The following is a 12,381-nucleotide window of genomic DNA, read 5'->3' as shown; positions in this document are numbered from 1 at the left end:
GTTGCAGGGGCCGAGTGCCGGTTGCTTTTCGCGACCGGTCGGTTTGATTGTAAGCAACCCCCTGTCTCAAATGGAATTTAGGGGAAAGTATATTCCAAATGGATACATGGCTTATCACACTCGATCGTACGCCAGAACGACTTGCGGCATTCAGAACGGATAATCCGCTTTTCTCCGATATCAAGATCTTTCATGCGATCGATGGTCAGGCACTCGACCGGGCGGGGCTGATCGAACAAAATGTGCTGGATCCTGCACTCGATTATACACCGGGCGCACTCGGATGCGCATTGTCTCATCTTTCGATCTGGACGAGTACTCTTAATGCAGGTGGTGCGTGTACCATATTCGAAGATGACGCGATCATTAACGAGGAATTTGCCACCGAAAGTCGCAATTTAATTGAGACGCTCCCTGAAAACTGGGATCTGGTTCTTTGGGGATACAACACCGACGCCTATTTGACTTTTCGATCCGCCGAAATCGGCTTTTTCTGTACATCGCGCTTCGATCATGAAAATCTTTTGCAGCACAAAGCGGAATTCAAAACCAGATCGGTAAGACCGACACTGTTCGGACTATTACGGGCCCATGGCCTCGTCGGATATTCCATTTCTGATTCAGGTATCAGGCGCCTGCTGCCTCACGTGCTTCCTTTGCGTCCAATGTCAGTCTTTTATCCTGGAATCGAAATACAAAAGGATAATACCGGCATTGATGACATGATGGCGGCTATTTATGACACTTTGAATGCCTGGGTGGCTTTTCCCCCTCTGGTCCTTGCGAAGAATGACGTGAAAGCCAGTACGGTGCAAAAACGCTGACGCCTGTCAAAAGCCGGGGCGGATGAGAGGTACTGTAAATCCTGTCGAGTAGGATTTATGGTTATTTGAGTATTGCGAGAGGCCCTTGCTCCTTTTGAGGAGCAAGGGTTTTTTACGTTTACTGGAAGAGCGAGAGGATGTTCTGCGACTGCGAGTTAGCGATCGTGAGCGATTTGATGGCGAGCGACTGCTTGGTCTGCAGCGAGGTCAGCTTGGCGCTGGCGGCAGACATGTCGGCGTCGGTCAGTGCGCCGATGCCGTTGGTAAGGTTGTCGGAGATGGTTGAGCCGTAGGTGCTCATGTTCTTGATGACGTTGCTGTTGGCGCCCAGCGTCGAGGTAACGAACGTCATTGCCTTGATGGCGGACTGGACCTGGGCAATCATCGAAGAGACATCTTTTGTGCCGGACAATGCGCCCGAAGCTTCGAAGACGTTTGCGGTCGGCGAGGCGCCTGCGGTGCCGCCGCCGGTGGTCAGTCCGAGAGCGTCGGTGAGGCTGGTGCCGGCAACGCCCGTCTGGAAGAACGAGCTGGACACGCTCGGAGCACCTGCGGAGCTCGTGCCACCCATGTAGGATGCGATGGCGGCATTGAAGCCCGTGACCGTGGTCTGATCACCCTGAAGGCCGGTGATGTATTTCAGGCTGTTGGCAGTGATGCCCAGACCGTCTGTGGTGCTGCCGGCGATCAGGTTGACGCCGTTGAAGGTCGCATTGCGTGCGATGGTGTCGATCTGCTGGAGCAGGCCTGTGATCTGCGTGCCGATCTGGTCGAGGGCGGCGGGGCTGCCCTGATTGTTGCCGAGCGTGGTGACGGCGTTCTGAACGCTGTTGAGCACGCTGATGATCTGGTTGACGGCGGTGCTGGTCGAGCTGACCGTCTGTGCGGCGAAGGACAGACCGTCATTGACGGCGGACTGGCCGGACACGTTGCCCTGCATCTGCTGTGCGATGCCGTAGGCAGCGGCGTTATCAGCTGCGCTCGAGACCTTGAGGCCGGTCGAAATGGTGTTTTCTGCACTGCTCAGGGCGGTCTGGGTTGCGTTCAGGGTCTGAACGGCGACCATCGCCGAGGCATTGGTGTTGATTGAAAGGCTCATCGAATTTCTCCTGGTGCTCGCCCAGCGATCGGGCCACGCAAACACCATAAATCCCGAAATGGATAAGAGAAGATTACCAGAATAGCGGTTTTGAGACCGGTGGTGCACCTTATTGTGCCTAGGGCGGGGTATTTCCTATGCTCTGCTCCATCTGAGCAAACGCAGAGCCGCATACAGCGCGAAAATCCGCTTGCTAAATCGTCACCGGGTAACTATTACGTGAGTGTGATTTTATGAAGATATTCATGGTCATGTGATATTGCGGCATAGAGATATTAACTAAGTTTGATGCTTTGATTTTTGTTTCAGTTTCTCATTTGGGTGCTGAAAAATCATCGGAGATTTATCTTTTATTATTGATTGATTAGGTTGACTGGCCATGCCGCGACTGCCCCTCGGACGATTGCTTCATGTTTCGACCATTCTGATGACATTGTCTCTTGCAATGAACGTTCATGCGCTGGCCAGGCATATCGGTCAGGATGATCGCGTTGCGTCACCTGGCTCTCATAGCGATGCAGACCTTTCGGCGCCACCTGCGAAGGCGGATTCGTCGATAGCTCCAGAGGTGAATGAGTCTAGTCGTGGCGATATCGCTGCCAAGCAGGGCTGGCGTTCGGTGCCCGGCCTGGGTGAGGGCGCTCAGAAAACGCCGAACGCGATGCCAGTCGAGGCTGCATTCCTTAAAAATGACGGACGTTCTTCGCCTTGTGGTGTCGGGCCATGCCTGGCAGATGGTGATCCTGCTCAGAGTGCGATGTCTTCTACCGATCAGGCGCAGTCCGAAATCGTCAAAAATATACTGGCAAAGCAGGGCTCGATCGACGAAGAGCAAAAGAAACTCGAAGAGCAAAAGCGAGTTCTCGATTCGGCACGTATTGTCCTCGAAGAACGTATGCGCGCGATCGATAACTCCATGGCGGAACTGTCTGAAAAACAGGCGCGCCATCGCGAGACGATGGCTGCTGAAACGACGCGCCTCGTGAAAATATATGAGGAAATGCCGCCCAGAGAGGCTGCTGCTGTATTTAATATCATGGATATTCATGTTCTTGTCTCGATCGCGAATAGTATGAATCCGAGAAAGATTTCTGCAATTATGGGATATATGTTCCCGGAGCGGGTAAATACGGTGTCGCAATATCTTGCGGGAGTGCGTAATTTTCGCGCCAATCATGACCCCGCTTCGGGGCGAGCGTCGTCTTCCGGCGTTCTCTCTTGGCTACCGCATCCAGACTCCGACAGGGGGGCGTCTCTCAAGGAGTGACTTTACCCTTTATGCGCTTCGCTCTTTGAGCGTGCGCCGTGTGTCGCAGTTTTCTACCGACGAAAGGTCGGATATCGTCGCGTGAGCGCCTCTCTTTTCAGGCGCTCGGCCCTTAATGTAACGGTGAGACAATAATGCACCCAGCCCTGAAGGCCTATCAGGCCGTTGCTGAAACGTCGCTCTCGGGCCGGGAGGCGGAAATTGCTTGCTTTACCATGCTGATCAATGAGCTGCGCTCGGCTTCTGTCACCGATGATACCGTTATCCGTCTCAAGGCACTCGATCGCCATCAGAAACTCTGGTCGCTCATCATGAAGGCCAATATTCTCGATGGCGGGCAGACGCCAAGCGACGATCGTGCTCTGATCGTCAACCTAGCCGATCAGGCGCAGCGCTACGGAATTCAGGCTATTCTGGAAACCGAACTCTCTCTCGACCCTCTGATAGATATTGCCCAAGATGTTCTGGACGGCCTTTTGGCTACTCAGGAGTAAGGCGGCACGCCCTGAGGGGCCCAGTTCTGCGCTGCATCGCGTTCCCGCGTCTCAATTTAGAAAAAATCCATTTCTCCAGCTGCCGCATCGCTTTCGGAGGCACGGCCTCTAAATAGCCCATGAATGCTACCGAGACTGACATTTTGCAGTACTGCGTCGAGCGCTATTTCTGAATTTCCTTCCCATGGCACAACGCTGATCAGATTTTGCAGGATAGTGGTGATCGCATCCACAAACTGCGTTGCGTGATCGAGTTTCTGTAAATTAACAATTTCATTTTCATGGAACGCATTCCCTAGGGCTGAACGCTCGATGGCTGCCTGAACGCTGAGCAGGTCACCATGAGTAGTGACGAGCTGCTGAACGATGTTTGAAATTACGTCGCGCGGTTGTGTGTTCAACAGCGTAGCTCCTAGGGAAAAATTACAGATGGAAATTTAGCTTTGTTAAAACAGCTCGATATTTGAATCTTGCGTATTTTTCCATTTCTTTTCGAATGCAGCTTCTTTTTTGTTGTAAATCTGCTCTTGTATGCCAACTGAACCAGCATCTTCGACCAAGTTTTGTTGTGCTCTACCTGTGGTGGGCCAGAATCGAATTCGTCTGGCTTGAGTGCCTCCCAGGCTTTGGGAAACGCAGGAGAGATGCTCGTCAGCAAGATAGCGCAAGACAAAGGCTTTATTTTCTTTACCAATATGACCCAGAGAAGGAACAATGGCGGCACCGCCGAACGCCTTGCAGAGAAGCCGCTCGCGCCGACCGCCTGCGCTGAGTATCCCGTTTACGAGTTTCTCCATGGCGTTCACCCCAAAGCGCAGAGCCGTATTGTTGTCACATCCGTCGCCACTAGGAAGGAGAAAATGATTCATGCCTCCAACCTGTGCAAGCGGGTCGTACATGCATACCGAAATGCACGAGCCCAGCAGGGTCGTCAGAAGGGTGTCTCCGTCTCGGGAGATCACTACGTCGCCCTGAATAACGGTGCGTGTGGGTGTCTGCATCACGTGATAGGTCCGAAGACCTTCTCCAGCACTTCGCGTAGTTTTGCGACAGTATAGGGCTTGGCGAGAAAGTTATTGACCCCAGCCTTGATAGCTTCTTGAACAAGATCCCTGCTTGTTTCGCTGGTCAGGATGACAAAGGCGGTCTTTTGCGTTTTCGGATTTTCACGCACCGCGCGCAGGAGCGCGAGGCCGTCCATCACAGGCATGTTGAAGTCTGAAATAACGAGATGGGTCGGATTCTGGCCCAGATACTCCAAAGCCTCCTTCCCGTCCTTGCGTTGGGCGACCTGTGTAAACCCCAGCTGCGCCAGATTATTAGCGAGAACCTGACGTATGGAGGCCTGATCGTCGACGATCAGGGCTCGTATTTGAGAGGCTGCGGGCATTTTCTGTCCTTAAGTCTTCGCGATGCTGAAAAGTATCACGCGTTTCTGCGCGATAGGAGTTCTGTTTTTACGGAAGGGGCTGGCGCGTGTGGGCATTCATGGCTGCACTACTGATCTGGTTCAGGGCTACGATCTGGGCTGCGGCCCCAAGCTCCGCAGCGACTCTCGGCATTCCATAGACGACAGAAGATGCCTTGTCCTGCGCAATTGTCCAGGCCCCGGCGCGCTTGAGCGCGAGCAGACCTTCTGCGCCGTCCTGGCCCATTCCTGTCAGGATAATACCCAGTGCTTTCGCGCCTACCTGTTCTGCGACGCTATCGAACAGGACATCTACAGAGGGCACATGCCCGTTTACCGCCGGAGCCTGAACAAGGCGCGTCGCGAGGCCATGTTCAGTGCGGGTTACGGTCATGTGGCGCGTACCGCCTGGAGCAATGCGTACGTGCCCTGGAAGGAGCATCTCACGATCGCTCGCTTCGCTGATGGTAAGCGTATCGAGCTTCTTGTTCAGCCGTTCGGCGAAGCTGGTCGTGAAGAACGCAGGCATGTGCTGGCATATGACGATTGGCGGGCTATTAGCCGGAAAGCCGCTAAGCACTTCTTCGATCGCTTCGACACCGCCCGTCGATGAGCCAATGGCGACCAGATCATATGTTTGTTGCCAGGACTTCCGCTCCGGTAGCGCAGCAGGAGAGGGAACCGCACCGGTTCTGATAACGGGCTTTGATCGTGCCGCCTGTCGGACAATTCCGGGTAGCCCCGCATAGGCATTCGTGCCTGGAATGGTGGCCGTCGTTTTCGGGAAGCAATCGAATGCCCCCATCTGTAATGCGGTAAGGGCTATTTCCGCGTTGCGTTCGGTCAGGCTCGATACCATCACCACCGGTATCGGGCGTAAGCGCATGATTTTCTCGAGAAACTGCAGACCATTGATATTGGGCATTTCGATGTCGAGCGTGATGACATCTGGCTGATCCTTGATGATCAGGTCTCTGGCCTCAAGGGGATTGGAAGCTTCTCCTGAAATAACGAGGTCAGGGTGGCTTTGAAATGCATGGCGAATCATGGCGCGCGCCGTGCGAGAATCGTCGACCACAAGGACTTTTACGGGTGACGTCATCGCTCAGTCTTCTTTCTGATAGATTGTGGGCGCGATATTGACCAACCCGCATTGCTTGGCATTGGCGACTCTTTCGGAATGACCCACGTAGAGAAAACCACCCGGTTCAATTCTCTCTGCAAGGCGCTTCCAAAGGGCTTCGCGCGTCTCGTCATCGAAGTAGATTACGACATTCCTGCAAAATATGACCGAGAACGTGCCATGAAACGGCCAGGCTGCGTTCAGGTTCAGGACACGGAAGCTGGGCAATCGTCTGAGGCCTTCTGAAAATCGCAATCCACCTTCGGATTCTTTAAGGAAAAGAGATCTGTCCTTCTCTGGTATGCCTTCGAGTTCGTCAGGGGCATAAGTGGCGCTCGCTGCGCGCGCTACAACATCGCTGTTGATATCTGTGGCGAGTATACGGAAATCGAAATTGCCGATCTCCGGAAAGCTCCCTGCGACACTCATGGCAATGCTCCAGGGCTCTTGGCCGGTAGAGCAGGCCGCCGACCAGATCCGGCCTCGCTTACCCTTGCGTAGTGCCGCGGCAAAATCCGGCATGACGACCGATTTCAGATGATCGAAATGATGCTTTTCGCGATAGAAGCCGGTTACATTTGTCGTCAGGGCACAGATCAACTTCTCCATTTCGACGGTGCCTGCGCTTCCGGTCGTGAAGTCCAGGTACTCCTTGAATGAGCCGAGTTGCATTTCCCTGACCCTGCGTGAAACACGAGAATAGACCAGGGCTTTTTTCGTCGCAGGTAGGCAGATGCCTGCTTGCGCGCGCGCGATCGACTGCAATCTCTGAAAATCAGAGTCGGTGTAGTCAGGCGCGCTGAGAGTGATGCTTGTCGTCATTCTTTGCTGGATTCACCGACGAGGTGTTTTACGACGGTATCGAGCTTGAGAATGCCGATCATACGGCTTTCGATCAGCACGAGCCCGTGGAGGCAGGCGCCCTCGTCCGAGGTGGGTTGGATGTCACCTGTATTGATGTCTGCAAGGTCGATCACGCGATCGACCAGGAGGCCGTAGACGACACCGGCACGTGACTCGACGATAATAACAACGCGGCGCGAATTTTCGAGCTCGGGTGGGATATTGAGATAAGCGGCCAGGTCAATCACGGTCAGAATGATACCGCGTAGATTGATCGCGCCGCAGACATAGGAGGGCGCAAAGGGGAGGGTGGTGGTCTTTTCGAAGCCACGAATCTCGCGCACACTGAGTATGGGAATACAATATTCCTGGGCGCCGACGGCGAAAACGATCATCTTTATCGAAGCCGTTTCGGCGGCTTTGCTGGTCGTCAGCTGGTCGGTCATCTTCGTTTCCTGATTGATGCTGAGCATGGTCACGGCGGCCTAGTTCACAAGCTCGGAAAGGCCGAGCGCTGCTTTGTTGTCTTTCTGGCTGAGGGCTGTGGCGACCAGCGCCGAAACGTCAAGGATGAGGGCCACGCTCCCGTCGCCCAGAATTGTCGCTGCTGAGACGCCATAGATATGACGGTAGTTGCGCTCCATGCTCTTGATGACGACCTGCATCTGTCCACAGATCTCGTCGACGATCAGGGCCGCGCGGCTTCCAGATTCGTTTTCGACGACCAGAACGACAGCGCCCTCCAGGGAATGTCGTGCCCGTGGCGGGACCAGCCCAAGCGTCGAGCCAAGCGGGAGCAGCGGGATGCATTCCCCACGCTTGGAGATGATATTGGTGCCATCCGGTAAGGAATAGACATCGCCCTGGCTGACAATGATCGCTTCCGAGACGGCGGAGATCGGGATCACCATCGTGGTCTCCTCGGCCGAAATCAGCATGCCGTCCAGAATGGCGAGGGTGAGCGGAAGGCTGAGGCTGAACGTACTGCCCTTGCCTGATACGCTTGTAATGACGATGCGGCCTCCGAGGCTCATGATGGCCTGCTTGACCACGTCCATGCCGACCCCACGGCCTGAAAGGTCGGAAATCTCCGATGCTGTTGAAAAGCCGGGGGTGAAGATGAGGTTGTTGATCTCGTCTTCACTCAGCGTAGCATCCGGCGCGATGATCCCGCGCTTGACTGCGGTTTCGAAGACGCGCTTGTGATTTACTCCAGCGCCGTCGTCCTTGATCGTGATAAGAATACGACCGGAACGATGCTCTGCAGAGAGTGTGATGCAGCCTTCGGGAGATTTGCCCGCCGCGATGCGATCTTCAGTCTTTTCGATGCCATGATCTACTGCATTTCGCAGCATGTGGGTAAGCGGCGCTGCCAGTTTTTCGATTAGCGTGCGATCGACTTCCGTATCTTCGCCTTCAAGAACCAGCGACACGGATTTCTGTGTCATCGAGCTCGCTTCTCGCACGACACGCTGCATACGCTGGAATACGCTGCGTACGGGCTGGGCTCTGACCGACATGACCGCGTCCTGGATGTCGCGGGTCAGGGTTTGCATCCCTTCGATGCCCTGCATGAGATCGTGATGATCGGTAGCGCCGGTTTTCTGGACGAGTGACTGCACTGCGGCCTGCGCAATCACCAGCTCACCGACCAGATCCATCAGGTCGTCGACACGGGAGAGATCGACGCGAATTGAAGCGGCTTCAGTCTTGCGGGCGACGGCTGCGATGGTTGCAGGCTCTTCATCGCGCGAGGCTGTGGCAGGCGGCGCGAATTCCTCGATGATTCTCTCGGCTGGCAGGCGCGCCTCAGCGACAGGCAGGGACGAAGATCGGGCGACGATATGACCCGAATCCGGTGGGGCCGTAGATCCAGCCGAAATTTCTTCGGGCTCCCCACTTGTCAGCGCATCTTCCGGCATCTGCGTATCGTCAGCGGCATCGCCCGACCCGATCGTGAAATCGCAGCTGTCGACAACCCAGTCGAACGCGTCCCGGATCGCGCTTTCGCTGACACTCTCCGGCAAGGTGACGCGCCATGAAAGATAGGACACTTCCGGCGAGAGACTCTCGAACTCGGGCAGTTGGTCCGAGACGCAATCGACGACAGCGGCCTCGCCTTTTTCATGGGCGAGTGTCGTCAGGGCCAGGAGAATGTTGCGTGCGTCATCACCGCAACCATACATCGAATCATGCGGATGGAAGGTGACGACCTGTTGCGCCTGAGGCTCGGGTCCAAAATCCAGGTCGAAGTCGAAAGCTACCGGCTCGAACTCGATTGGTACCGGGCAGAATTCGTGATCGCTCGACACTGATTCGCCCGAACCGGCCTCGTCCACTTTTGGCTCTGCGGTTGCTTCCCCATTGACGATTCTCAGCTCAATGAGGCTCTCATTGACGCGCTGTGCATCGACGGTCGCGCCGCCTCGCGCCTCGACGACGAGGTCGCTGAGAACATCCATACTTTTGAGAAAAACCGCTATGATCTCTTTTGTTGGCTGGATCCGGTCAGAGCGCACCCCGTCGAGCGAGTTTTCGTAGACATGGGAGAAGCGAACAAGGTTCTGCAATCCGAAGGACGCCGCACCGCCTTTGATCGAATGCACCGCCCGAAACACCGCATTGACCGTGTCTGGCTCGGCGCGCTCCGCGGCGAGTGCCGACAAGCCAGCCTCGAGCTCTTGCAGCTGTTCGTCGCATTCCTGGAAAAAAATTTCCAAGATATCATCCATCTCTGAGCTCATTCTGCCCCCGCTTTTCTATTGGGTAACGCGCCGGATGGCTGAAACAAGGCTGTCGGAGTTGAAAGGCTTTATAATCCAGCCGGTAGCACCGGCGGCGCGGGCACGCGCCTTTTTTTCCTGGTCGCTTTCCGTGGTCAGAACGATAATTGGCAGGTGCTTGTACCTGTCCATTTTTCGAACTGCTTCGATTACGCCGAAACCGTCCAGCCTCGGCATGTTGATATCGGTGATGATGACAGCCGGCGACGGACTTGCCTCTTCAAGAACACTTATTCCCTCGACACCGTCATTTCCCTGAATGACATCGTATCCAGCTCCTTCAAGTGCAGTGCGAAGCATGCTCTGCATTGTTCGGGAATCGTCGATCGTAAGGACACGTAAAGTCTGGTTATCAGTCATGTCGAAGGCTCGCTGACGTTGTGGCAGTTTCCTGCAGGGCTGAGGTGGCACCGAAAAGCACAAGGGCTTCCGATAATTTTTCGGAGGGATTGAGGATCGGACGGGCGCTCGCGAGAATGACCTGCAGGCAGAGGCCACCGAGATAGGAAACATCGGAGCCGTCCAGAGCCGATCCGGGAGAGCGCGCGATCATTTCCTTGAGCGCGGGGGCGCTACCCGTGTCCAGACGCGAGGGCAGCATGATGGAAGGGGGCGCCACGCTGTCAGGGGAGGCATGCACAGACATCAAAAATCCTCCCAACCCTGATCAGAAGACGTTACCTGCAATGCGGGTTTGGGCGCAGATTTCGCAGGTAAAGCCGGAGAGGGCCTTGCGTCCGCCGCTGGGGCCTTGGACTGTACTGATCGCAGGGCTGGTGGTTTGCTTGCCGCCTTGGGAGGGGGGGCTACCGGTTTGCGTTCGCCGGGTTTTGCCTCAGGCTTGCGACCTACCTGAAACTGGCTCAGAGTCTGGGCAAGGCTTTTGGTTTCGGTCGTCAGATTATGGCTTGCAGCTGTCGCTTCTTCGACCATCGCGGCATTCTGCTGGGTGACCTGATCCATGTCATTGATCGAGTGCGTCACTTCGGCGAGTCGAAGTGCCTGTTCGCGGGTCGTTTTTGTCAGACCTTCGATGCGTTGGGCGATATTCGAGATGCTGTCGGAGAAATCGCCCAGATACTGACTGGTCCGATGGACAAGCCCGACCCCTTTCTCGACCTGTTCGGCTGAAACCGAGATCAGACGCTTGATTTCATTTGCCGATTTGGCAGATTTTTCGGCGAGAGAGCGGACCTCCTGTGCCACGACGGCAAAGCCTCGACCTGCATCGCCAGCGCGAGCAGCTTCCACACCGGCGTTGAGCGCCAGAACATTGGTTTGGAATGTAATGCCGTCGATGACCGAGATGATTTCGCCGATAGCGCTGGACGATTTCTGGATGCCGCTCATGGCGCTATTGGCTTCCTCCATCACTTCGGTGGCCAACTTGACCTGTTCCAGCGTCTTTTTGGTCTCGACACTGGACTCCGAGCAGACATCGGCCGTCATTTGGATGCCGGTACTGATAGTTCTGACCGAATTGGCTGCCTTGCCGAGATTTTCGGCCTGTATCTCGGTTCGACGTGCGAGGTCGTCTGAGGCCATCGAGATCTCGGCAGCACCCGTTGTGATGAATTCCGAGCTTTTCGCCATAGTGGTCAGCACCATCTTCCAGTGCTGACAGGCATCATTGAAACTGGTTGCTATTTTTGCAAAATCGCCTTCGAGAATAGAGCCCGAGATCGTCTGATTGAGATCGCCTTTCGCGACCGCAATGAGCGCGCCCTCGATAGCCATAACCGAAGCTGTGATTTCCTTAGAACGCGCGAGTTCGCGGGCCTTCAGCGCATCGGCCTCGCGCGTAGCGATATTGAGCTTATCCGCGCCGTCCTTCTGATCGTTCCCGGCAAGGTGCAAGAGTGTGAGAAGGGAAACAAGACGGCCGCTCTCATCGCGGTTATCGGCTAAGCGGGAGCGCGTGCGCGTATCTCCCTTCGACAGGGCTTCGCCGAAGTCGAGAATAGCTTCGATAGGCTCAGCGATCGACTGGTTGAGCGCAGTCCTGAACATAGCTGTGAGAGCGAGAGAAATCAGGCTGAGAGCGAGCAGACTGTAAAATGCGGGGGAGGCGATATCGCCTCCGTAAAAAAATCCTATTCCACAGAGGAGCTGAGCCAGCAAAAATAATTGGATACACAACACAGCCGTTCCGATCTTTGACCGGAACGAAGCCTCTAGATACAGCCAGGTCTTCATAGTGTTCTACTTCACAATCCTGATTAAATACTGGTAAGTCCAGAAGCCGTATTGCCAATGGGTTTTATAAAAGAAGGTGGAGAAGACAGGTCATATTGCCCTAAAAACTTACATGGGCTCTTATTTTTGAAGGTCACACGAAGGCATTAAAAACAAGTTAAGCAAATCAAGGGTCCCACTGCGTATTATGAGACTCTCGATTTAGGCTACACTTGGCTCAGGCCGAACATCGACATGCAGGCGTACCCTGCCGGCTCGAGACCTTGTTTTGCCGCGCAAAGCGCTTTGCGACCGGGTTGTTCGACCCGGTCGCGGTGATTGATCCCGCAGCACCCCTTATGATT

The 12,381-nt window shown here is 55.0% G+C and carries 14 protein-coding genes; 3 read left to right on the top strand and 11 right to left on the bottom strand.

All coding sequences use genetic code 11. From position 1 onward, the window contains the following. Window positions 1-98: 98 nt before the first annotated feature. Window positions 99-824 carry a glycosyltransferase family 25 protein gene (locus ABHV46_RS06370; protein ID WP_438383772.1) on the top strand — a complete coding sequence of 242 codons (726 nt, stop codon included), beginning with the start codon at window positions 99-101 and terminating at the stop codon, window positions 822-824. Window positions 825-942: 118 nt separating this feature from the next. Here the strand turns inward: ABHV46_RS06370 and ABHV46_RS06365 are convergent, their stop codons facing one another. Then, entirely contained in the window at window positions 943-1,923 is a 981-nt protein-coding gene (locus ABHV46_RS06365; RefSeq protein ID WP_336946237.1) for a flagellin, read from the bottom strand. A 619-nt stretch (window positions 1,924-2,542) separates the two neighbouring features. On the opposite strand from ABHV46_RS06365, the gene ABHV46_RS06360 reads away from it, so the two are divergent. Together ABHV46_RS06360 and ABHV46_RS06355 are read left to right on the top strand one after the other, a co-directional pair. After that, complete coding sequence (locus tag ABHV46_RS06360) at window positions 2,543-3,190, top strand: MotE family protein (protein WP_438383766.1); 648 nt, start codon at window positions 2,543-2,545, stop codon at window positions 3,188-3,190. A gap of 134 nt (window positions 3,191-3,324) precedes the next feature. Continuing rightward, entirely contained in the window at window positions 3,325-3,684 is a 360-nt protein-coding gene (locus ABHV46_RS06355) for a flagellar biosynthesis regulator FlaF (RefSeq protein ID WP_438383764.1), read from the top strand. 56 nt (window positions 3,685-3,740) lie between these two features. Here the strand turns inward: ABHV46_RS06355 and ABHV46_RS06350 are convergent, their stop codons facing one another. The 10 genes from ABHV46_RS06350 to ABHV46_RS06305 form a co-directional block, all read right to left on the bottom strand. Continuing rightward, complete coding sequence (locus ABHV46_RS06350; protein ID WP_336946231.1) at window positions 3,741-4,085, bottom strand: hypothetical protein; 345 nt, start codon at window positions 4,083-4,085, stop codon at window positions 3,741-3,743. Window positions 4,086-4,130: 45 nt separating this feature from the next. Further along, entirely contained in the window at window positions 4,131-4,685 is a 555-nt protein-coding gene (locus ABHV46_RS06345) for a chemotaxis protein CheD (protein WP_438384291.1), read from the bottom strand. Then, entirely contained in the window at window positions 4,685-5,074 is a 390-nt protein-coding gene (locus tag ABHV46_RS06340; protein WP_336946230.1) for a response regulator, read from the bottom strand. The genes ABHV46_RS06345 and ABHV46_RS06340 overlap by 1 nt, the downstream gene beginning before the upstream one ends. Window positions 5,075-5,141: 67 nt before the next feature. Next, window positions 5,142-6,194, bottom strand: coding sequence for a protein-glutamate methylesterase/protein-glutamine glutaminase (locus ABHV46_RS06335; protein WP_438383761.1), 1,053 nt, complete (start codon window positions 6,192-6,194; stop codon window positions 5,142-5,144). A 3-nt stretch (window positions 6,195-6,197) separates the two neighbouring features. Continuing rightward, window positions 6,198-7,037: a CheR family methyltransferase gene (locus tag ABHV46_RS06330; RefSeq protein WP_438383759.1), complete on the bottom strand. Its 840-nt coding sequence runs from the start codon at window positions 7,035-7,037 to the stop codon at window positions 6,198-6,200. Continuing rightward, a complete protein-coding gene (locus tag ABHV46_RS06325; RefSeq protein ID WP_336946227.1) occupies window positions 7,034-7,504 on the bottom strand; it encodes a chemotaxis protein CheW in 471 nt (156 codons plus the stop codon). Before ABHV46_RS06325 ends, ABHV46_RS06330 begins: the two co-directional genes overlap by 4 nt. 39 nt (window positions 7,505-7,543) lie before the next feature. Beyond that, window positions 7,544-9,778 (bottom strand): chemotaxis protein CheA, encoded by a 2,235-nt coding sequence (locus ABHV46_RS06320; RefSeq protein ID WP_438383755.1) that lies wholly within the window; start codon window positions 9,776-9,778, stop codon window positions 7,544-7,546. Between the two features lie 39 nt (window positions 9,779-9,817). Beyond that, entirely contained in the window at window positions 9,818-10,201 is a 384-nt protein-coding gene (locus ABHV46_RS06315; RefSeq protein WP_336946225.1) for a response regulator, read from the bottom strand. After that, window positions 10,194-10,487 (bottom strand): STAS domain-containing protein, encoded by a 294-nt coding sequence (locus ABHV46_RS06310; RefSeq protein ID WP_438383751.1) that lies wholly within the window; start codon window positions 10,485-10,487, stop codon window positions 10,194-10,196. Before ABHV46_RS06310 ends, ABHV46_RS06315 begins: the two co-directional genes overlap by 8 nt. Next, window positions 10,487-11,851, bottom strand: a complete 1,365-nt coding sequence (locus ABHV46_RS06305; protein ID WP_438383749.1) for a methyl-accepting chemotaxis protein — start codon at window positions 11,849-11,851, stop codon at window positions 10,487-10,489. The genes ABHV46_RS06310 and ABHV46_RS06305 overlap by 1 nt, the downstream gene beginning before the upstream one ends. Between the last annotated feature and the right edge of the window lie 530 nt (window positions 11,852-12,381).

It is taken from the genome of Asaia sp. BMEF1 (genome assembly GCF_051628905.1).
Taxonomy (GTDB): Bacteria; Pseudomonadota; Alphaproteobacteria; order Acetobacterales; family Acetobacteraceae; genus Asaia.
This window is presented reverse-complemented; position numbering and strand designations above follow the sequence as displayed.

Coding starts and splice junctions, on each gene's coding strand:
- ABHV46_RS06370 (WP_438383772.1), top strand. CDS start 99: ATGGATACATGGCTTATCACACTCGATCGTACGCCAGAACGACTTGCG.
- ABHV46_RS06365 (WP_336946237.1), bottom strand. CDS start 1,923: ATGAGCCTTTCAATCAACACCAATGCCTCGGCGATGGTCGCCGTTCAG.
- ABHV46_RS06355 (WP_438383764.1), top strand. CDS start 3,325: ATGCACCCAGCCCTGAAGGCCTATCAGGCCGTTGCTGAAACGTCGCTC.
- ABHV46_RS06345 (WP_438384291.1), bottom strand. CDS start 4,685: ATGCAGACACCCACACGCACCGTTATTCAGGGCGACGTAGTGATCTCC.
- ABHV46_RS06340 (WP_336946230.1), bottom strand. CDS start 5,074: ATGCCCGCAGCCTCTCAAATACGAGCCCTGATCGTCGACGATCAGGCC.
- ABHV46_RS06335 (WP_438383761.1), bottom strand. CDS start 6,194: ATGACGTCACCCGTAAAAGTCCTTGTGGTCGACGATTCTCGCACGGCG.
- ABHV46_RS06330 (WP_438383759.1), bottom strand. CDS start 7,037: ATGACGACAAGCATCACTCTCAGCGCGCCTGACTACACCGACTCTGAT.
- ABHV46_RS06325 (WP_336946227.1), bottom strand. CDS start 7,504: ATGACCGACCAGCTGACGACCAGCAAAGCCGCCGAAACGGCTTCGATA.
- ABHV46_RS06315 (WP_336946225.1), bottom strand. CDS start 10,201: ATGACTGATAACCAGACTTTACGTGTCCTTACGATCGACGATTCCCGA.
- ABHV46_RS06310 (WP_438383751.1), bottom strand. CDS start 10,487: ATGTCTGTGCATGCCTCCCCTGACAGCGTGGCGCCCCCTTCCATCATG.
- ABHV46_RS06305 (WP_438383749.1), bottom strand. CDS start 11,851: ATGTTCAGGACTGCGCTCAACCAGTCGATCGCTGAGCCTATCGAAGCT.